Source organism: Aquipuribacter sp. SD81 (assembly GCF_037153975.1).
Taxonomy (GTDB): Bacteria; Actinomycetota; Actinomycetes; order Actinomycetales; family JBBAYJ01; genus Aquipuribacter.
The window spans coordinates 16,084-35,694 of sequence record NZ_JBBAYJ010000024.1 but is presented as its reverse complement, the minus strand read 5'-3'; the positions used below and the strand labels follow the sequence as shown (position 1 = coordinate 35,694).

The following is a 19,611-nucleotide window of genomic DNA, read 5'->3' as shown; positions in this document are numbered from 1 at the left end:
ACCCGTCAGGTCCCGGGCGACGGCAGCTCCGCCGCCGCCATCGCCGCGAAGCGCTCGCCCACGACCCGGTGCGTCGCCGCGTCCGGGTGCAGCCGGTCCGGCAGCGGCCGCTCGACGGCGTCGTCCTCGCCGTACAGCGAGCGCCCGTCGACCAGGTGCAGGTGCGGGTCCTCCGCCGCGCGCTGCTCGACGATGCGCGCGAGCTCGGTGCGCACCGTCGACAGCGTGAGCCGGCCGCGCGCGACGTCGGCGGGGTCGCCGGTCGCGGTGAAGGCGAGCCGGCCCTCGCCGAGGGCGGCCACGTCGAAGGAGCCCGGCCCGGGGGTGTGCTCGTGGATCGGGCACAGCAGCGGCGACAGCACGACGACCGGGGTGTCGGGGTGCGCCTCGCGCAGCGTGTCGAGGAAGCCGTGCACCGCCGGGCCGAAGGCACGCATGCGCATGACGTCCCCCGTCACGAGGTTGATGCCGATCTCCACGCTCAGCAGGTCCGCGGCCGTCCCGCCCATCGTGCGGGCCACGAACGGGTCGAGCATCGCCCCGCCGCCGAACCCGAGGTTGACGAGGTCGAGCCCCACGAGCCGCGCCGCCGTCGCCGGCCACGTGCCGGTCGGGGAGGCGGCGTTCGACCCCTGGCTGATGCTGCTGCCGTGGTGCACCCACCGGGGGCGACGGTCCGCGGGCGCCGGCGCGAGGGGTGCGTCGGCCCGCAGCGCGAGCAGCGCCGTCTGCTCGTTGTGCGGCAGCCACACCTCGACGTGCTTGTCCCCCGCGGGCAGGCCGCCGAAGACGAGCGTGCACACCGGCCCCTCCTCGGTGCGGCTCGTGCCGGTCGCGAGGTCGACGGTGAGGGTGCGTCCGCCGCTCGCCGTCGCCTGGGAGACGAGCCGCCCGTCGACGACGAGGTCGTACACCCCGCGCGGGCGACGCGGGGCGCCGACGTAGCCGAACGTCGTCGGGGACGTGTCGAGCTCGATCCGGGTCGCCGCGGTGCGGACGGCGAGCCGCACGCCCGCCGGCTGCACCTCGACGGCCGCGAGCTGCGGGTCGCTGTTCTGCGCCCGCGCCCACCGCGGCAGCCGGTGCGGGAGGAGCCCGTCGGCGGTCGGCTCGGCGTCGAGGCAGCCGCGCAGCAGGTCGACGGTCACCGGGACCGTGAGCAGGTCGCCCGGGTCGTCGCGCATGCGGCGATTAGACCGCAGGTCTGCGGGTAGGGCCCACGACGGGTCCCGGTCGGGACCCGGCAGCAGGGGCCGGCGCCCGAGGCTGCGCACCGCGTCGCCGCCGGCCCTCCCGAGGGAAGGCGGACGAGCCATGAGGACCGACCGGATCGCGGAGCCGTGGGGCACGCGGGCACTCGTCCGCTGATGGGGGACGGACTTCGCTCGCGGGCCGGCGTCCCTCCCGAGGAGCTCGGCAGCACGCGGATCGTGCTGCGGCCCATCGGCACCCCGCTGCCGCTGGGGTTCCTCGGCCTGTTCGTCGCGACGACTGCGTTCGCGGTCCTCCAGCTCGACTGGCTGCCGGAGGACCAGGGACGGCTCGTGGCACTCGGCGCACTGCTCTTCACGGTGCCGCTGCAGGCGCTCGCGTCGGTCTTCGGGTTCCTCGCCCGCGACCCGGTCGCCGGCACCGGCATGGCGGTGCTGTCGGGCACGTGGGCGCTCGTGGGCTAGGCGAGCCTCACGAGCCCGCCCGGCACGTCGAGCGCCGGGCTCGGTGTGCTGCTGCTGCTGTCCGCGGGCGCCCTGCTCGTGCCGGCGGCCGCCGCGAGCCCCAAGGTCGTCCCCGCGACGGTCATCACGACGTCCGCGCTCCGCTTCGCCCTCACCGGCGTCGCGGAGCTCACGGGGTCGTCGACCTGGTACGCCGTGGCGGCGGTCGTCGGCCTCGCACTCGGGGCGCTCGCGCTGTACGCCGCGCTCGCACTGGAGCTGGAGGACGCCCGGCACCGCACCGTGCTGCCGCTGCTGCGGCGGGGGCCCGCCGGCCGGGCGCTCGACGGCGGCGTCGGGGACCAGGTGCGACAGGTCCGGCACGAGGCGGGGGTCCGCAACCAGCTGTAGGCACCGGCCGCAGGCCCGGCCCGACAGCCCTCGCACGGCAGCGGCCGCCGCACCCGAGGGTGCGGCGGCCGCTGTCGTCGTTCCGCCGTCGTGCCGCGGTCGTGCCGCGGTCCTGCCGGGGTCGGCTACAGGCTGTCGGCCAGGCGGCGCAGCTCGGTCGCGAGCGCCTCCTGGTCGTCGGCCGTCAGCTGTCGGGCCTGGGCGAGAAGTGTGGCGCGCGCCGCCGGGCGCTGCCGCTCGGCGAAGCCCTCGGCACGGTCGACGAACTTCGCGACGTCCCGGGCCCGGCTGCCCGTCAGCGCACCGGCGCGCACGGCCTGGTCGTAGCGGGCCCGCACCAGGGTGAAGCTCGGCGCGTGCTCGATCGGCTCCTGCGCCTGCGCGTTGAGCTCGTCGACGTCCGCCGCGGCGGCGGCGGCGATCTCGTTCGCGCTCAGCACGTCCGTGCCGGTGAGCGCCCAGCTGTCGAAGCCGAGGAAGATCTCGTTGCCGAAGACGTTGCCGTTGTACCAGTAGCTCGACCAGTACCCGCCCTGGTGGAACGTCTCGTCGTCGTACGGCCCGCGGTCGAAGAACGCGATCTCCTCCGGGTTGGCCGAGTCGGTGAAGTCGAACACCGACGTGCCGCCCTCGTACCAGGCCTGGACCATGACGTCGCGGCCCGGGACGGGCACGAGGTTGCCGTTGTGCGCCACGCACGTCTCGTTCGTCGCCTGCACGTTCGGGATCTTGTAGTAGCTCTTCCACACCAGCGACGGCGCGCCCGACGCGTCCCGCTCGATGTCGTAGATCGCGTTGGCGCCCCAGTTGGCCGGGTCGGTCGGACGGCACCGCGCCCCGACACCCCCGCCCCACTCGTCGGTGAAGACGACCTTCGTCCCGGCGTCGTTGAAGGTCGCGGAGTGCCAGTACGCGAAGTTCTCGTCGGTGGCGTCCGCGACCCGCACCGGGTTGGCCGCGTCGGTGATGTCGAGGAGGATCCCGTCGCCCTGGCACGCGCCGGCGGCGAGGCCGATGGCCGGGTACGCCGTGATGTCGTGGCAGGCCGCCGTGGCGGAGACCCGCTGGCCGCCGGCGGCGTAGCCCTCGCCGGAGGCGCGGGGGTCGTCGGCCGGCAGGGTGGCCTGCGTGCCGCCGGGGTTGAGGCCGGCGATGCTCGTCTCGCTCGCCATCACGCGCGGGCTGCTCGTGATGCGCGCGGCCGCCGGGTCCGCGAGCGGCACCTCGATGACGTCGATGCTGTAGCGGGAGCTCAGCGGGTCGGTCGTCGACTGCGTGTTCACGCAGCCGGCCAGCTGCTCGGCGGGGCGGACGCCGCTCGTGCCGGAGTTGTAGACCCACACCCGGTCGGTGACCCCCGGCTGGGTGACGAGGGTGTGCGTGTGCGAGCCGCGGCACGTCTGCACGCCGCCGACCTGGACCGGGGCGAGCGGGTCGCTGATGTCGAAGATGCGGACGCCGCGGAACACCGTCGCCGTCGGGTCCGTCGAGCAGTCGACCCGCCCCGCACCGGACTCCACCGACATGAAGAGCAGGTCGCCGTACACCGACACGTCGCCCTGGCCACCCGGGCAGTTGACGGTCGTGCGCAGCACCGGCGCCCCCGGGTCGGACACGTCGTAGACCCCGAAGCCGCGGTAGTTCCCGGAGAAGGCGTAGTCGCCCTGGAACGCGAGGTCGGAGTTGATGTTGCTGTAGTTGAAGGCACCCGCCGCCCCGGTGTAGGCGGGCTTGGAGCGCTCGGCGAGCAGCTCCATGCCGACGCCGACCGTCTCCGCGTCGCGCAGCGGGTCGGTGAACGCCGCGCCGTCCGTGCCGGACTGCGTGCCGGGCGCGAGGCCCGCGCGCGGGTCCGGCTCGGCCTGCGCGGCGGCGACGCCGGCGGGGACCAGTGCGAGGGCGAGCGCCCCGGCGACGGTGGCCGCGCGCAGGCGCGCGGACCGGGTGGACGGATGTCTCGTCATGTGTGCCCTCATCTCGCGACGGGCCCCGAGGGGTGGGACCCGAACTCCGCCGCCCGCGCCGTTGCGGTCCGCTGACCGGGTTAACCTTTGCCGCGCCGTCCGGCAGAATCAAGACCCTGAACCGGACGACCGGTCGAGAGGGAGCGAATGCCCGGATCTTCCCGTACCGCCCTGTACGCGGCCGTCGTGGCGCTCCTCGGGGCGGGCGCGCTCGCCGGGTGCTCGGCCGCCGCGGAGCCGCAGGCGCTCCCCTCCGACGTCGTCCACATCCAGCCGGGCGCACCGGGCGAGCCCAACGAGGTGCTCTCCGAGGCACCGGTCGAGGCGGAGGAGGTCTTCGCCGACTCCCCCTTCAGCGAGGCTGACGTCGCCTTCATGCGCGACATGCAGGTGCACCACGAGCAGGCCCTCGCCATGACCGCGCTCGTCGCGGACCGCACCGACGACGAGCAGCTGCGGCTCTTCGTGCAGCGGATGGACATCTCCCAGACGGCGGAGCTCGAGCAGCTCGAGCGGATGCTCGCCGAGCACGACGCGGCGGTGGAGCGCGGCGGCGCGGACCACGGTGGGCACTCGGGGGACCACGGCGGCGACCACTCGGGCATGCCCGGCATGCTGAGCGAGGAGCAGATGGCGGCGATGGAGGCCGCCTCCGGCGACGAGTTCGTCCGGCAGTTCCTCGTCGGCATGAGCGCGCACCACGAGGGCGCCCTCGCGATGGTCGAGGAGCTCATCGCGACCGACGGCGCCGCGGAGGACCCCCGCCTGTGGGAGTTCGCGCAGCACGTCGACTCCGACCAGCGCATCGAGATCGACCGGATGGCGCGGATGTACGCGGAGCTGCCGGAGGCGTAGCCGTCCGGCGGCGGGTGAGGCGCGGGAGCGCGCCCTCGACGCCGCACGCCGGCCGCTGCCGGGCTCCGCCGTCCCGGCGGGCCCACGCGGCGAGGGCAGGCGTCGCCGATGGTGCCCGGACCTCAGGCGAAGGGGTTGACCCACGTCGCCGCCGTGAAGCGCGCGAAGTCGGAGTCGGCGCTCACGACCGGCAGGCCGTGCTGGACCGCGAGAGCCGCGAGCAGCGCACCCGGCACGAGGATGCCGGTCACCTCGTGGTCGACGAGGAGCCACCGGAGGACCGAGCACGTCGCGGCGGTGACGTCCGGGAGCCGGGCGGCGGGTGCCGCGAGCCAGTCCTTCACATGACCCGCGGCGGCCTGCGCCGACAGCGGGTTCGCCATGACTCCCGGGTGGGTGCTGATGCGGAGGAAGGCGGCCAGGCTCTGCCACGGCAGCCCGACGCGGACGTCACCGTTGAGGTGCTCCTCGAGGAACGCGCGCGCACGGTCGTGGTGCCGCGTCGTGGAGACGACCGCCTACAGCAGGACGTTCGCGTCGAGGATCACGCGTCGTCCAGCACGTCGAGGACCTCGCCGATGTCGCTGAGGTCGACCCGGGCTCCTGTCGCCGCGGTGCGCTGCCGGAACGGGCGGGTGTCCCGCCGGCGCGCCATGCCCCGCCGAGCAGGCAGCACGACCGCCTCGCTCGTGCCGAGGCCCTCCTCCCGCCGAAGACGCGCGACCTCGGCCTCCACGTCGGGGGTGAGCGTGACCGTCGTCCGCATGCGCTCAGGGTCGCACCACTGGTGCGAGGTGCACCTCACCACCGTGCGAGCAACGTGCGGGTGCTGGGCGGCGTACCCTCCGCAGCGTGTTCGTCGAGAAGCTGCGCGAGGACCTCACCACCGCGATGCGGGCCGGCGACCAGCTGCGCGTCGGCACGCTCCGCATGGTCCTGACCGCCGTCCGCGAGGCCGAGGTCGCCGGCAAGCAGCAGCGCACCCTGTCCGACGCGGAGGCGCAGAAGGTCGTCGCCAAGGAGGCGAAGAAGCGCCGCGAGTCCGCGCAGGTGTACACCGACGCCGGTCGTCCCGAGCTGGCCGAGCGTGAGACCGCCGAGGCGGCGGTGCTGGAGGAGTACCTGCCGCAGCAGCTGTCGCCCGCCGAGCTGCAGGCGCTGGTCGACGAGGTGCTCGCCACCGAGGGGCTGACCGGCATGCAGCAGATGGGCGCGGCGATGAAGGCCGTCAACGCGAAGGTGGCCGGCCGGGCCGACGGCGGCGCCGTCGCCGCAGCCGTGCGCTCGCGCCTGGCCTGAGCACGCGAGCGCGAGCCGGACGCGTCAGCCCGAGCGGCCGAGCCCCGCGTTGCGGGCGCGCTCCGCGGCCTCGGCCCGGTCCGCGACCCCGAGCTTGGCGAGCACGCTGGAGACGTGGTTGCGCACCGTCTTGTCCGACAGGAACAGCTCGCGGGCGAGGCGCCGGTTGTCGTGCCCGCGGGCCAGCAGCTCGAGGACCTCACGCTCCCGCTCCGTCAGCTGCGGGAACACCTGCCGACCCGGTGCCGCCGCGAGCCCGCGGAAGTACGCCGCCAGCCGGTCGGCTACGGCCGGGCTGAACACGGCCCCGCCCGCGGCCACCGTGCGGACCGCGGCGAGCAGGTCGTCGCGGCCGGCTCCCTTCACCACGTAGCCGCGGGCACCGGCCTGCATGGCCGCGACGACGGCGTCGTCGTCGGTCGACATGGTCATGACGAGCACGCGGGCGCCCGGCACCGCGGCGAGCACCGCCCGCGTGGCGTCGGTGCCGGAGCCGTCGGGCAGGCCGAGGTCCATCAGCACGACGTCCGGGCGCAGCTCACCCGCGAGCGCGACCCCGCCGGCGGCGTCGTGCGCCTCCCCCACGACGGTGAGGTCCGGCTCGCCGGCCAGTGCGGCGCGCACGCCGTCGAGGAACAGGGGGTGGTCGTCGACGAGGAGCACCCGGTACGTCACGGGGCCACCACCGGCACCGCGACGGGGAGGCGGACCCGCACGAGGGTGCCGTGGTCCGCGCCCGGGCCGACCTCGCACGTGCCTCCGAGCTCCGCGGCCCGCAGCCGCATCGAGGGCACGCCCTGTCCGCCGTCGCGTGCGGCGGCGCCCGCGCCGCGCCCGTCGTCGAGTACGTCGAGCACGAGGGCGCCGGGCGTCGTCTCGACGCGGAGGAGGACCCTCGTGCCGCCGGAGTGCCGGACGGCGTTGACGAGCGCCTCCGACGCGGTCCGGTAGGCGGCGACCTCGACCGCCGCGGGCAGCGGCGGCAACCGCGGCACGTCCACCTCGACGCGGACGTCGGGCGTGGCGACCCGACGCGCCAGCGCGTGCAGGCTGCCGGAGAGGCCGAGCTCGTCGAGCGCGGGCGGACGCAGGTCGTCGCTGACGGCGCGCACGTCGGTCGTGGCGGCCTCCACCCCGGCGCCGGCCGCGCGCAGCAGCGGCTCGACGGGCTGCCCGGCGACCGCGGCGAGCGCGGTGTCCAGCTGCAGGCGAACCCCGGCGAGGGCCGCACCGACGCCGTCGTGCAGCTCGCGACGCACGCGCCGGCGCTCCTCCTCCCGCGCGACGACGACGGCCTCGCGCGAGCGCTGCAGGTCGTGGTGCAGCCGCAGCGCCGCGAGCGACGGCGCGACGAGGCCGCCCACCGACTCCAGCAGCTCCCGGTCGCGCGCGGCGACCTCCCGCTCCCCCGGCCGGGGTGCGACGACGAGCGCGCCGACCTCCTCACCGCGGTGGCGCAGCGTGAGCCGCCACGGCTCACCGACCGGCTCGGGCCCTCCCGCCGTCGCCGCCGTCATCCCCTCCTGTCCCAGCGCGAGCTCCAGGCGCGCCCCGCCGAGGCGGAGGGTCCCGACGACCGTGTCGCACACCGCCGCCGGGACCTCGGCCACGTCGAGCCCGCCGCCCAGGCGCGCGGACAGCGCGCCGAGCACGGCCTGCGGGTCCCCGCGGTCGCCGTAGTACATGCGGTCGACGCCCCGGTGCAGCCGGAGTGCGAGAGGCCGCACGAGCAGGCCGGTGACCCCGGCGGCGAGCGCGACGACGAGACCGGGCCGACCGTCGAGCAGGGGCTGGGCGAGCGCCACGAGCGCGGCGTAGACCGCGGCGAGGCAGACGGCCAGGCTGAGCGCCACGATCCCCCGGCACACGGCGACGTCGAGGTCGTAGAGCCGGTGCCGCGTGGCGGCCACCCCGATCGCCACCGGCACCAGGCACGCCGCCACCGCCTGTGTCCACGCGTCCCAGGGCGCCGGGATGCTGCCGACCACGAGCGTGTGCGCGAGCAGGACGGCGGCCGCGACCGCGACGACGAGCACCTGCCGGCGGGCGAGGCCCGTGGCCCGCCGCACCCGGACGACGAGGGAGGCGGCCGCAGCGAGGAGGGCGCCGAGCAGGAGCACCGCCCCGGCGGGCACGAGCACGCGGGCGAGCGACTCGTCGGTCAGCGGCCGCTCGATGGTGAGCCGGCCCTCGAACGGCTCGGGGAACGCCGCCACCCCGGCCGAGACGAGCAGCGTGCCCACGACGGCCGCCACGGCGGCGGCCCACCACCCCCGGCCCGGGAGCCGGCCGTCGGGGAAGAGCAGCGGTACGAGGGTGAGCAGCGGGGCGGTCGCGAGCACCCACGACCAGCTCTGCACCCACACGGCCACGAGCGCCGTGGTGTCGACCTCGCGGGCGGTGGCCGCCACGGCGGTGGCGCAGACGGTGAGGGAGCCGAAGGCGCCGGCGGCGAGGAGCACCCCGCCGAGGCGGGGGCTGCCGCCCCGGGCGAGCACGACGGCCGCGCCGACGACGGCGTAGACGACGCCGATGGCGGCGTCCACCGGCAGGTGGGCGGCGGCCGGCAGGCCCCAGGCGCCGTCACGCCCGACGACGACGAGCGAGGCGAGGGACGTCACCACGCACGCCAGGGCGAGGGCTGCGGCCCAGGTGCCGCGGCGCGCGACCGCCCGCGCCGGGGACCCGGCGCGGGCGGCGCTGGTGCTCACGCGCGTCACTGTAGGTCTCGCGACCTCAGCGCGGGGTGCGCTCGCGGCGAGCGACGCACGCGAGGAGCAGGGCCACCGCACCGCAGGCCGTGGCGGCCAGCGACCACCACACGTCGTCGGTGATGAGGAAGCGGCTGGCGCCGATGACGACCGAGCCGGCCCCCGCCACCGCGAGCAGGCGGCGGGCGCCGGGGACGAGCACGGCGGCGAGACCGGCGAGGACCACCGTCAGGCTCACCCACGCCATGTCGAAGTTGTGCGCCATGGTCGCGTGCTCGTCGGCCATCGCACGCTGCACCGCGGACTCGCTCACGGCGAAGGTGACGTGCAGCCAGCCGAGGACCGCGACGACCGGTGCGGCGACGGGATCGAGCGCGGGCCGGAGGGCGCGCAGGCTGCGCACGTGGGGCCGCACCGGCAGCGCCCACCACAGCAGCGCGACCGTGACGACGGCGACGCCGGTGACCATGGGCCCGCCGGCGACGGGGGCCATGGCGGACGCCGTGACGGCCGCGAGCAGGAAGCCGACCGTGTGCAGCACCGCGGCGGCGGAGGGCGCGCGGCCCCGCCACCCGGCGACGGTGAGCGGCAGGACGGCGCCGAGCCACAGCGCGGACAGCAGCAGACCCTGCCCGGTCACCTGGTGGAAGAGGTGGTCCGACTCCCTCCCCGTGACGAGCTGGGCGACGGTCGTCGCGCCCCACACGACGGCGAAGAGGCTCGCGAGGGCCGTCGTCACCACGAGGGCGGCGCGGCGGAGGACGGTCGGGCGGCGGCCCGGACCCGCGGGGGCAGGTGCGGTCGTCGGGCGGGTGTGGGAGGCGGGGGTCACGCCCGGGCGGGCGGTGGCCGAGGTGGTGGTGGTCACGTCGTGCTCCTGAGTCGGTCGGGGGTGGTGCCGTGTCGTGACCGACTCTTCGGCGACCGGTGTCCCAGGCACCCGGGCGTGCCGTCCCGACCGTGTCCCGACCGTCATCTCCCGCGGTCCGGGGGTGAGGAGTCGTAGGGGTGCGGGACGCCTCAGCCGTCGACCAGCCGCAGCCCGCTGCGCGCGACGACGTCGCGCGACGGGGCCGGGTCGCCGTCGGCGACCTCCCGCGTGATCTCGGCCTCGGGGAACAGCGCCGGGTCGACGGCCGCGTGCAGCACGACGTACGTCGGCCCGCCCCCGTACGGCGGGTGGAAGGTGCCGGCCGACACGCGGTCGGCGGGCCCGCCGGGCAGGTCGTCGTCCGGGCCCACGAACCACAGCTCGTAGTACTCCCCGCGCGGCAGCTCCGGCAGGTCCTCGGAGTCCACCTCGACGATGCGCCCCTCCGGCGCGAGCGCTCCGGACAGGTCCACGACCGCGCCACCGTCCGCCTCGAGCAGGGCGGTGAACTCCGGCTCGCCCCGCGCGAGGACGTCGTCGTCGTCGCTGAGCGCGGCGCCGACCGCGCCCGCCGCCACGAGGACCGCGGCCGCGGCGGCCAGGGCCAGCACGCCACGCGTCCGCCGCGGGACCGACGACCACGCCGCCGGACGGCGCCCCGGCCGGCGCGCCTCGACCGCAGCCCGCAGGGCCGCCACCCGTTCGGGCGACGGCGCAGCAGGCGCCGGGGCGAGGGCGTCGGCGAGGGTCCGCTCGAGCTCGTCGTCGTTCACGGGTGCACCTCCTCCAACAGCTGACGCAGCCGGCCCAGCGCCCGCGACTGGCCCTGGCGGACGGCGCCCTCCCGGCGGCCCACGACCTGCGAGACCTCGGCGGCGCTGAGCCCGGCGACCAGCCGCAGCCACAGCAGCTCCTGGTCGTCCTCCCGCAGCCGCGCGAAGGCCAGCCTGACCGATCCCGTCAGCTCGGCCGCGAGCACCCCCTCCAGCGGGCCCGGCTCCGGCGCCTCGACGTCGTGGGAGTCCGGCAGCGGTGCCGTGCGGCGGCCACGACGGACGTGCTCGAGCACGACGTTGCGCAGGATGCCGAACAGCCACGCCTCCAGGCGCAGCCCCCGGTCCTCGAAGCGCTCGATGGTCGCGACGGCCCGGGCGAGCGCCTCCGACACCGCGTCGTCGGCGTCGTCGGCGACCGGCAGCCGCCGGCGCGCGTAGGCGAGGAGGGAGGCGTACGAGCGGCGGTAGACGTGCTCCCACGCGTCGGGGTCGAGCGAGCGCACGGACTCGAGCAGGCCTGCCTGCTCGTCCGGGCCCACGCCGGTGAGACTACGCACGTCCTCCCCTCCGCCGAGCCGGGTCGGGGGTGCGGGACCTCGACGGGCCCGCACCCCCGGCCGGTCGGGTCAGCCCGTGAACTGGGCGCGGCCCGTCATCGGCGTCGCCGGCGTGGCGGGGCGGTTGCCGTTCCCGCCGTTGCCGTTCCCGCCGTTGCCGTTCCCGCCGTTGCCGTTGCCGCCGTTGCCGTTGCCGTTGCCGTTCCCGTTCCCGTTGCCGTTCCCGCCGTTCCCGCCGTTGCCGCGCTCGCGCTCGACCGAACCGGCGTCGGGCGCCGGACCGGCGGGACGGGTGGCGCCCCGCTGGTCCTCGTCGTCGCCGAGGTCCTTGACTCCGGCGTCCACGACGGGGCTGCCGGGCTCGGGCAGGTGCGTGAGCGTCGCGCCGCCGTTGTCGGCGAGCGGACCGAGCCGCGGGTCGCCGACGCCCATGACGTCGTCGGTCCCGGCGAGGTCGAACCCGTCACCGAGGACGTTGCCGCCGAGGCTCGTGGCGTCCGCGCCGTCGCCGTCCGCGCCGTCGTTGCCCGCGACGACGCTGTTCCCGAGCGTGAGCGGTCCGGACACGCCGCTCGCGTTCTCCGTGACGGTCACGTGCACGAGCCGGACCTCCTCGGCCACGGCCTCGGCCGCCGCCGCGAGCCCGGCGCCCGCCCCGGCGGCGCTGTTGCCGGAGACGGTGGAGTCGGTGACGGACAGGGCACCGCCGTCGCTGTAGAGCGCGCCGCCGTCGCCGTCGGTGGTGTTGCCGTCGAGCGTGGTGTCGCTCACCGTCATCGTGCCGGTGGCGGAGTTCCACAGGCCACCGCCCTCGTTCGCGGCGGAGTTGCCCGACACGGTCGACCACGACACGTCGACGGTGCCGGCCCCCGTGAGGTGCAGCGCGCCGCCGTTGCCCGGGTTCGCGCCCGTGCTGTTGTCGGCGAGCACCGACGCGGTGACCGTCGTGGTGCTGCCGTCGACCGTGGCCTCGATGCCGCCACCGGCGCGCACGGCGTCGTTGCCCGACACCGACGTCCCGTCGACCTCGAGCGAGCCGCCGTTGGTGAGGATGCCGCCGCCGGAACCGGACGCGCCGTCGGCGCTGTTGGCCTCGACGAGCGAGTCCACGACCACGAGCGCGCCGCCGTCGTTGAACAGGCCGCCCCCGCCCTGGTCGGCGTCGGCCCCCGAGGCGGTGTTCTCGCTGACGTCGGCGTCGGTGACGGTCATGGTGCCCGCCGCGCTGTTCCACAGCCCGCCACCCTCGGCGGCCGCCGTGTTGCCGACGACCGCGGTGCCGGTCACCTCCACTACGCCTGCGCCCGTGAGGTGCAGGCCGCCGCCGTTGCCGGGCGCGGCGCCGGTGGTGTTGCCCGACAGCGACCCGCCGGTCAGCGTCGTCGTGCTGCCCGCCGTGGCCTCGACGCCGCCGCCCGCGCGGACCGCGGTGTTCTCGTCCACGGCGCTGCTGTCGACCTCGAGCGTGCCGGCGAGGGTGAGGATCCCGCCGCCGGAGCCGGCGTCGCCGTCGGCGGCGTTGCCGGTGACCTCGCTGTCGAGCACGACGAGCGCGCCGCCGTTGTTGAACAGCCCGCCGCCGCCGTCGTCCGCGGCGTCGCCGGAGGCGGTGTTGCCGCTGACGAGCGTGCCCGTGACGGTCATCGTGCCGCTGCCGTTCCACAGCCCGCCGCCCTCGAGCGCGGCGGTGTTGCCGGTGACGGTCGAGCCGGTCACGGTCGCCTCGCCGGCGCCCGTGATGTGCAGGCCGCCGCCGTTGCCGGGCGCGGCGCCCGCGGTGTTGTCGCTGAGGTCGATGTCGGTGAGCGTCGTGCTGCCGACGTTCGCCTCGATCCCGCCGCCCGCGCGGACGGCGGAGTTGCCGGAGACCGTCGTGCCGACGACCGTGACGGTCGCCTGGTCGTTGAGGATGCCGCCGCCCGATCCGGCCGCACCGTCCGCCACGTTGTCGGTGACGGACCCGCCCGTCAGCGTCGTCGTGCCGTCCCCGCCGGCCTCCGCGAACACGCCGCCGCCGCCCTGGGTGGCCTCGGCGCCGGAGGCGGTGTTGCCCGTGACGTCGACGCCGTCGAGCGTCATGGTGCCCGCGGCGGAGTTCCACACGCCGCCGCCCTCGGCGGCCGCGGTGTTGCCGGACACGGTGCCGCCGGTGATGGCGACCGTGCCGGCTCCGGTGAGGTGCAGGCCACCGCCGTTGCCCGGCTGGGCGCCCGCGGCGTTCCCGGTGACGTCGGTGTCGACGAGCGTCGTCGTGCTGCCGGGCGAGGCCTCGACCGCGCCGCCCGCGCGCAGCGCGGTGCTGTCGGTGAGCGCGGAGCCGCGCACCTCGAGCACGCCCGCGTTGAGCACCGCGCCGCCGCTGCCGCCACCGGCGGCCGACGGCGCGTCCGCGGCGGTGCCGCCGGTCACGGTGACGTCGAGGAGGGTGAGCGAGCCGCCCGCGAGCACGTGGAACGCCCGGTCGCCGAGGGCGGAGGCGTCGACCGTCGCGCCGTTGCCCTCGATCGTCACGTCGGTGGAGACGTCGAGGTCGCCGGTCGCGCCCGCGTCCTCGCCGGCGCCCGCCACGTCCAGGACGTACGTGGCGCCGGCCTCCAGCACGAGGGTGTCGGGCTCGTCGTCGGCCTCGGCGGCCAGCAGCGCACCGCGCAGCGAGTCGGGGTCGGCGGGGTCGTCACCGAGGACGGGTACGGGCAGGGTCGCGGCGCTGGAGGCCAGGGGGGCCACCACCACCAGCCCTCCCACCAGCACCGGTGCCCCGAGGGCGTACATCAGTCTGCGCACGTCGTGCTCCTTGTCGCGGTCGGCCGTCGTGTCGTACGCAGGTACATGCGCGCGGGACGGCCGGCGTCACACCCCCCGCGCCGCGGACCGCAGCGGGGCGTGGGGGCTCACCCGGATCTCCGGCACCACGCCACCGCTCCACTCCGCCTCCCGGATGGCCTCCTCGGCCAGCGCCCTCGTCGCGGGGTCGAGCCGGTCGACGAAGAGGATCCCGTCGAGGTGGTCGGTCTCGTGCTGCACGACGGCCGACAGCTTGCCGGTGCCCTCGACACGCAGCGGCTCACCGTCGACCGTCCAGCCGGTCGTCACCACCCGCAGGTGCCGGCGGCAGTCGAACGGCAGCCCGGGGATCGACAGGCAGCCCTCCCGCTCGAGCACCTCCTCGTCGCCGACGAGCTGCACGGTCGGGTTGACGACGTGACCGTGCTCGCCGTCGACGACCCACGTGAAGACGCGGAGACCGACCCCGACCTGCGGCGCGGCGATGCCCGCGCCGCCGGCGTCGAGCATCGTGTCGCGGAGGTCGGTGACGAGCCGTCGCAGCTCGCGGTCGAAGTCGACGACCTCGACGGCGCGCTCACGGAGCACCGGGTCGCCGAACAGGCGGATGGGACGGACGGCCACGCGGGCACCTCCACGAGGTTCTCGGGACGGGCGGACGGCACACCCTCGCACCCGGGCCGCCGTGGGGTGCCACCGCTGGGCGGTGAGCACGGCTCAGTGGTGCGCGGCGGGCTCGTGCCCGGCGTGGGACCCGGGCTCGAGCTGGAACGTCGAGTGCTCGACGCTCACCGGCAGCTGCTCGGCGAGGCACGTCTGCAGCGCGTCGAGCACCTGCGGGGCGTGGCCGTCGCGGAAGCAGGAGTCCTCCACGACGACGTGGGCGGTGAGGACGGGCACGCCCGTCGTGATCTGCGTGGCGTGCAGGTCGTGGACGTCGAGCACGTGCGGCACCGCGAGCATCCGGGCGCGCACGTCGCCGAGGTCGAGGCCCGGCGGCGTGCTCTCGAGCAGCACCGCGACGGTCTCGCGGAGCAGCCGGAGGGTGCGCGGCACGATGAGGGCGACGATGACGAGGCTCGCGACGGCGTCGGCCTGCTGCCAGCCGGTCAGCGCGATGACGGCGGCGGCGACGAGCACGGCGACGGACCCGAGCGCGTCGTTGACGACCTCGAGCAGCGCGGCGCGCAGGTTGACGCTGCGCGCCCCGCCGCCGCGCGTGAGCACGAGGACGCCGACGAGGTTGGCCGCGAGCCCGACCGCGCCGAAGACGAGGACGGCGGAGGAGGCGACCTCCTGCGGCTCGGCGAGACGGCCGACCGCCTCGACCGCGATCCACGTTCCCACGGCCAGGAGCACCGCGGCCTGGAGGGTCGCGCCGAGCACCTCCGCGCGCCGGAAGCCCCACGTGCGCCGGTCCGTGGCCGGGCGCTGCGCGAGCGTCGCCGCGACGAGGGCGATGCCGAGCCCGGCGGCGTCGGTGGCGGCGTGGGCGGCGTCGGCCAGCAGCGCGAGGGACCCGGACACGGCACCGCCGACGACCTGCACGACGAGCACGGCCGTCGTGAGGCCGAGGACGACCGCGAGCCGGCCGCGGCCGGTCCCGGCGTCGCCGTGGGAGTGACCGGCGCTCACGGCTGCGACACGCTGCCCCGATCCGCCACCCGGCGATGGTAGGACCGGGCGCGTGGGGCCCCCGCCTCCCACCCGCCGGTGTCCACCGGCGTGCGCTCAGCCCACCGTCAGCGCCGCCGCGGTGCTCGTCGCCGCGGTGTTGCGCGCGGTGGCGTCCACGCGCACCCGGTACGACACCGCACCGGTGGACCCCGCCGTCACCGTGAAGGTGGCGGTCCCGGTCGGACCGGTGGTGGTCTGCTGGACCTGCGTCCACGCTCCCCCCGCGACGGAGCGCTCGAGACGGACCGTCGCGGCCTGCGGGACCGTGACGGCCGTCCTGACGGTGAAGGCGACCCCGACCCGGGGCGAGCGGGTGCTCGGCACGGCCGTCACCCCGGCCGCGACCGCCACCGCGCTCGCGGCGCTCACGGAGTCCTGGTGGCCCGGGACGGCGACCACGCGGGCCACGAGCGCGCCGTTCTCCTTCGGGCGCGCCGCGACGGTGAAGGTGCCGTCCGCCCGGGTGGTGCCCGAGCCGACGAGCACCTCGGCGCTCCCGGTCGCGGGGCGCAGGAACACCTTGACGGGCAGCGACGGGGCGGCCTGCGTGGCACCGTCGCCCGTGCGGGTCACGCGGCCCGTCGCCGTGACGGTGCCGCCCTGGGCGACGGCGGCCGTCGACGTCGTCAGGGTGGTGGCCGTCGCCCAGCTCGTCACCTCGACGGGGCCGACCTCGGTGCGGGCGGCCGGCTGCGCGGGCGTGGCCGCGGAGGTCGCGACGAGCGTCCCGCTGACCAGCGGCTTCACCGCGAGCGACCACGTGCCCGTCGCGCTGGTCGTGGCGGTGCCGAGGGAGGTGAGCGTGGTCGTACCGGCCCTCACGACCCCCACCTGCACGCGGGAGGACGCGAGAGGGCTGAGCTCGCCGCCCTCGTCGCGCTGCAGGGTTCCGGACACCGTGACGGTGCGGCCGTAGAGGGTGCGGGCGCTGCTCGCGGTGGCGGCGAGGCGCGTGACGCTCGGGGTGACGGTGAGCGCGACCGGCGCGGACTCCGCGACCGGGTTGCCCGGGCCCGCGGCCAGCCGGGCGCGCACCGGGCCGGAGGCGAGCAGGACGGGGCTCGCCGTCCAGGCGCCGTCGGCGTCGGTGCGGACGGTGCCGATCGTCCGCGGCGTGGTGGAGCCGGCCTGCGTCTGCAGCAGGCTCACGCTGCCGTTGGCGACGGGGCTGGACACCCCGGTCGACGTGGTCCGCACCGCGGTGCCGGACAGCGAGAGGGTGTCGCCCGCCCACGCCGCCGTGGCGGGGGCCTGCAGGGTGACGGCCGCCGTGCACGCCGCGGCGCGCACGAGCACCTCCGCGGGCGCGGGGGCGGGGTCGAACGGCCCGGCCGCGCGCGTGCGGGCCCCGAAGAGCTGACCGTCGGCGAGCGCGGGCCGGACGGTGACGGACCCCGCCGCCTTCGTGGTGCCCGTGCCGGCGGCCACGGCCGTCGTCGTCGCCGTGCGCCGGAGCACGTCGGTACCCACGCCGAGCACGGGCAGCCCGGACCCGGCGTCGCGGACCGTCGCCGTCACGGGCGTGGGCGCCCCCGCGCAGCCGGTGTGCGTGCCGGTGCCCCCGGCGACGTCGACCTCCACGGTCACCGCCCGGCGCGCGCCCGTCGCGAAGGTGAGGGGGGTCGCGGCGGTGGCCGTCTGCCCGGTGCTGTCGGTGGCGAGGACGGTGAGGGTGACGGCGGTCGTGGTGGCGGCCGGGCACGTCACCGTCGTCTGCACCTCGGTCGGGGTGCCGAGTACGCAGTCGGCGCGCGAGCTCTTCCACTGCACGCCCGCGGTCCGGCCCTCGGGCAGCTGCAGCGTGGTGGAGGCCTGCGTCGGCAGGCCCGGGACGGCGGGGCCGTTGGCCTGCACCGAGACGCCGAGCCTCGTCGGCAGGCCCGCCTGGCCGCCGTCCGTGCCGTCGCCGCCGCCGACGAGGAAGCGGCTGTCGGCGGCGTTCCACCGCGTGTCGAGGTAGGACCCGGCCACCGGGAAGGTGGAGAAGTAGTCGTCGGAGCCGCAGTCGAGGAGCGGCTCGTTCTCCGGCGGGCAGGGGTAGGTGAGCACGACCGACCCGTCGCGGTAGCACATGAGGTCGTACTCGTCGGTGCAGTGACCGGCGGCGGAGCGGTGCGGTGCCGTGGACTGCACGGCCCCGAGGGTGTGGACGAGCTCGTGCGCCTCGGTCGAGTGGTCGGAGCGGCCCCAGCACCCGGCGTCGGTGCGGGCGTACTGCGCGTAGCGGCCGTTGTTGGCGTTGTCCTGACCTGCCCGGTCGTCGGGGTACATGGTCGCGACACCGCACAGGACGGTCGCGTCGGTCCACATGAGGTACTTGCGGGTGGGGTCGGTGTAGCCCTGCGCCTGCAGCGCCCGGATGCTCGAGTCGAAGCTCGCGAGGGCGCCCGCCGGCACGGTGACGTTGAGGACGACGGGCTGGCAGTCGGCCGTGCCGGGTTCGTGCACGAAGCGCACGTCGCGGACGCCGCCGGTGAGCGCCGCCGACCGGTTGAGGACCGTGCCGACCCCGGCGGCCCACGTACGCAGCGACGGCAGCAGGGCGGCGTACCGGTTGGCCGTGCCCACCTCGACGACGTACATCGCCTGCGTGCGGTACCCGGACGTGCCGTCCCCGTCGCACGTCACCGTGCTCGTCGTCGCCACCTCCACCGGGGAGGGGGCACCGAGACCGTCGGCCGCCTCGACGGCCGCCTCGCCGGCGCCGTCGCGGGACAGCGCCTCGGCGGTGCTGACGGGAGCGGTGACGTCGACGCCGGGCGGCGGCGGGTCGGCGTGGGCGCACGCCGGCGGGATGCCCGGGCCGAGGTCGACCCACTCGCCGTGGCACCCGCCGTCCGCGGCCGCGTGGTCGATGGCGGCGTGCTCGTGGGCGGCGTGCTCGTGGGCGGCGTGGTCGTGGCCGGCGAGGTCGTGGCCGGCGACGGCCACCGCGTCCTCGGCGGGTCCGGCGGCCGGCGGAGCACCGAGGCCGACCGCGAGGAGGACGCCGAGTGCGGCGACGACGTGCGAGCGGCCGAGCGGAGCACGGTGACGGCGCACCGACGGCGAGGGGGTCATGCCTGCGCATCGGCACCCGGGGGTCCGCGCGGGACCGTGGGCGCCGCACTGCACTCCCCCGGCGCATCCGCGTCCGCTCCGGCCGGCCCTGTGCGCGGCTCAGCCCTCCGGGCCGGCGGCCTCCGGAGCGCGGCCGGTCGCGCGACCGGCCGCGGGCACGAGCCGACGCACCACGTCCCAGTACCGGCCCGGCAGCAGCCGCACGAGCAGGTCGCCCGCCACCGCCGACGGCGCGACGAGCACGCGACCCCGGCGACGGCGCACGCCGTCGAGGATGCGCGTCGCCGCACGCTCCGGCGGGTAGGTGAGCAGCCGCTCGAAGGCGGCGAGGTCCTCGGCGGCCTGACGCGGGTCGAGGGCGGTCGCCGGGCGCGCGCTCGCGGCGATCCGGGTGCGGACCCCGCCCGGGTGGACGCTGGTCACCCCGACGCCGAGGGGCTCGAGCTCGTGGCGCAGCGCCTCGGTGAAGCCGCGCAGCGCGAACTTGCTCGCCGCGTACGCCGACTGCCCGGGCGGGGCGAGGAGCCCGAACACGCTCGACACGTTGACGACGTGTGCACCACGGCCGAGCGCGCCGCCGCAGAGGAGCCCGCGGCACAGCGCGACCGGCGCCGCGAAGTTGACGGCGATGACCCGGTCGAACTCGGCCGCGGTCAGGTCGGTGAACCGTCCACCCACGGCGACGCCCGCGTTGTTGACGAGCAGGTCGACGCGCGGCCACAGGCCGAGCACACGGGCCGCGAGCGCGTCGACGGCGTCCCGGTCGGCGAGGTCGGCGACCTCCGTGCGCACGGTCACGTCGCGCCCCCGCGCCACGTGGTCGGCGACGGCGGCGAGCCGCTCGGCGTCGACGTCGACGAGCAGCAGGTGCGCCCCGCGGTCCGCGAGGCGGTGGGCCAGCTGCTCGCCGATGCCGCTCGCGGCCCCGGTGACCACGGCGTGGGCACCGTCGAAGCGGAACGGCGGCAGGGGCACGGGCGACCTCCGGGGC

At 76.6% G+C, this 19,611-nt stretch carries 17 protein-coding genes and 1 pseudogene; 4 read left to right on the top strand and 14 right to left on the bottom strand.

Features of this window, described 5'->3' with window-relative positions; all coding sequences use genetic code 11:
- Nucleotides 1-5: 5 nt before the first annotated feature.
- Nucleotides 6-1,184, bottom strand: a complete 1,179-nt coding sequence (locus WAA21_RS14295) for a GDSL-type esterase/lipase family protein (RefSeq protein ID WP_336923499.1) — start codon at nt 1,182-1,184, stop codon at nt 6-8.
- Between the two features lie 183 nt (nt 1,185-1,367).
- Here WAA21_RS14295 and WAA21_RS14290 point away from each other — a divergent pair, with 183 nt between their 5' ends.
- Both WAA21_RS14290 and WAA21_RS14285 read left to right on the top strand, forming a co-directional pair.
- Complete coding sequence (locus WAA21_RS14290) at nt 1,368-1,676, top strand: hypothetical protein (protein ID WP_336923498.1); 309 nt, start codon at nt 1,368-1,370, stop codon at nt 1,674-1,676.
- A 45-nt stretch (nt 1,677-1,721) separates the two neighbouring features.
- On the top strand, nt 1,722-2,066 hold the full coding sequence (locus tag WAA21_RS14285) for a hypothetical protein (RefSeq protein WP_336923497.1): 345 nt from the start codon (nt 1,722-1,724) through the stop codon (nt 2,064-2,066).
- Nucleotides 2,067-2,191: 125 nt separating this feature from the next.
- On the opposite strand, the gene WAA21_RS14280 is transcribed toward WAA21_RS14285, so the two are convergent.
- Nucleotides 2,192-4,030 (bottom strand): LVIVD repeat-containing protein, encoded by a 1,839-nt coding sequence (locus tag WAA21_RS14280; protein ID WP_336923496.1) that lies wholly within the window; start codon nt 4,028-4,030, stop codon nt 2,192-2,194.
- Between the two features lie 147 nt (nt 4,031-4,177).
- Between WAA21_RS14280 and WAA21_RS14275 the strand changes: the two genes are divergently transcribed.
- The gene (locus WAA21_RS14275; RefSeq protein ID WP_336923495.1) at nt 4,178-4,885 is read left to right on the top strand and encodes a DUF305 domain-containing protein; all 708 of its coding nucleotides are present in this window, start codon (nt 4,178-4,180) and stop codon (nt 4,883-4,885) included.
- A gap of 122 nt (nt 4,886-5,007) precedes the next feature.
- Here WAA21_RS14275 and WAA21_RS14270 read toward each other — a convergent pair.
- Both WAA21_RS14270 and WAA21_RS14265 read right to left on the bottom strand, forming a co-directional pair.
- Nucleotides 5,008-5,391: pseudogene (locus tag WAA21_RS14270) on the bottom strand (TA system VapC family ribonuclease toxin); the annotation flags it as partial.
- A 38-nt stretch (nt 5,392-5,429) separates the two neighbouring features.
- Nucleotides 5,430-5,651 (bottom strand): hypothetical protein, encoded by a 222-nt coding sequence (locus tag WAA21_RS14265; RefSeq protein WP_336923494.1) that lies wholly within the window; start codon nt 5,649-5,651, stop codon nt 5,430-5,432.
- An 86-nt stretch (nt 5,652-5,737) separates the two neighbouring features.
- Here WAA21_RS14265 and WAA21_RS14260 point away from each other — a divergent pair, with 86 nt between their 5' ends.
- Nucleotides 5,738-6,184: a GatB/YqeY domain-containing protein gene (locus WAA21_RS14260; RefSeq protein WP_336923493.1), complete on the top strand. Its 447-nt coding sequence runs from the start codon at nt 5,738-5,740 to the stop codon at nt 6,182-6,184.
- A 24-nt stretch (nt 6,185-6,208) separates the two neighbouring features.
- Here WAA21_RS14260 and WAA21_RS14255 read toward each other — a convergent pair whose 3' ends face one another.
- The 10 genes from WAA21_RS14255 to WAA21_RS14210 form a co-directional block, all read right to left on the bottom strand.
- Entirely contained in the window at nt 6,209-6,859 is a 651-nt protein-coding gene (locus WAA21_RS14255) for a response regulator transcription factor (protein ID WP_336923492.1), read from the bottom strand.
- Nucleotides 6,856-8,895, bottom strand: coding sequence for a sensor histidine kinase (locus WAA21_RS14250; RefSeq protein ID WP_336923491.1), 2,040 nt, complete (start codon nt 8,893-8,895; stop codon nt 6,856-6,858). Before WAA21_RS14250 ends, WAA21_RS14255 begins: the two co-directional genes overlap by 4 nt.
- 25 nt (nt 8,896-8,920) lie before the next feature.
- Nucleotides 8,921-9,763: a hypothetical protein gene (locus WAA21_RS14245; protein ID WP_336923490.1), complete on the bottom strand. Its 843-nt coding sequence runs from the start codon at nt 9,761-9,763 to the stop codon at nt 8,921-8,923.
- A 152-nt stretch (nt 9,764-9,915) separates the two neighbouring features.
- On the bottom strand, nt 9,916-10,539 hold the full coding sequence (locus WAA21_RS14240; protein WP_336923489.1) for an anti-sigma factor: 624 nt from the start codon (nt 10,537-10,539) through the stop codon (nt 9,916-9,918).
- Complete coding sequence (locus tag WAA21_RS14235) at nt 10,536-11,081, bottom strand: RNA polymerase sigma factor (protein ID WP_336923488.1); 546 nt, start codon at nt 11,079-11,081, stop codon at nt 10,536-10,538. Before WAA21_RS14235 ends, WAA21_RS14240 begins: the two co-directional genes overlap by 4 nt.
- Nucleotides 11,082-11,168: 87 nt before the next feature.
- Entirely contained in the window at nt 11,169-13,883 is a 2,715-nt protein-coding gene (locus tag WAA21_RS14230) for a choice-of-anchor Q domain-containing protein (protein WP_336923487.1), read from the bottom strand.
- A 66-nt stretch (nt 13,884-13,949) separates the two neighbouring features.
- Entirely contained in the window at nt 13,950-14,507 is a 558-nt protein-coding gene (def, locus tag WAA21_RS14225; RefSeq protein WP_336923486.1) for a peptide deformylase, read from the bottom strand.
- A gap of 93 nt (nt 14,508-14,600) precedes the next feature.
- Nucleotides 14,601-15,518: a cation diffusion facilitator family transporter gene (locus tag WAA21_RS14220; RefSeq protein ID WP_336923485.1), complete on the bottom strand. Its 918-nt coding sequence runs from the start codon at nt 15,516-15,518 to the stop codon at nt 14,601-14,603.
- Nucleotides 15,519-15,614: 96 nt separating this feature from the next.
- Nucleotides 15,615-18,620, bottom strand: a complete 3,006-nt coding sequence (locus WAA21_RS14215; RefSeq protein WP_336923484.1) for a hypothetical protein — start codon at nt 18,618-18,620, stop codon at nt 15,615-15,617.
- 99 nt (nt 18,621-18,719) lie between these two features.
- The gene (locus WAA21_RS14210; protein ID WP_336923483.1) at nt 18,720-19,595 is read right to left on the bottom strand and encodes an SDR family NAD(P)-dependent oxidoreductase; all 876 of its coding nucleotides are present in this window, start codon (nt 19,593-19,595) and stop codon (nt 18,720-18,722) included.
- Between the last annotated feature and the right edge of the window lie 16 nt (nt 19,596-19,611).

What these genes read in the sequence shown, in the direction of transcription:
- WAA21_RS14295 (WP_336923499.1), bottom strand. Translation starts at nt 1,184, where the DNA reads ATGCGCGACGACCCGGGCGACCTGCTCACGGTCCCGGTGACCGTCGAC.
- WAA21_RS14290 (WP_336923498.1), top strand. Translation starts at nt 1,368, where the DNA reads ATGGGGGACGGACTTCGCTCGCGGGCCGGCGTCCCTCCCGAGGAGCTC.
- WAA21_RS14280 (WP_336923496.1), bottom strand. Translation starts at nt 4,030, where the DNA reads ATGACGAGACATCCGTCCACCCGGTCCGCGCGCCTGCGCGCGGCCACC.
- WAA21_RS14275 (WP_336923495.1), top strand. Translation starts at nt 4,178, where the DNA reads ATGCCCGGATCTTCCCGTACCGCCCTGTACGCGGCCGTCGTGGCGCTC.
- WAA21_RS14265 (WP_336923494.1), bottom strand. Translation starts at nt 5,651, where the DNA reads ATGCGGACGACGGTCACGCTCACCCCCGACGTGGAGGCCGAGGTCGCG.
- WAA21_RS14215 (WP_336923484.1), bottom strand. Translation starts at nt 18,620, where the DNA reads ATGACCCCCTCGCCGTCGGTGCGCCGTCACCGTGCTCCGCTCGGCCGC.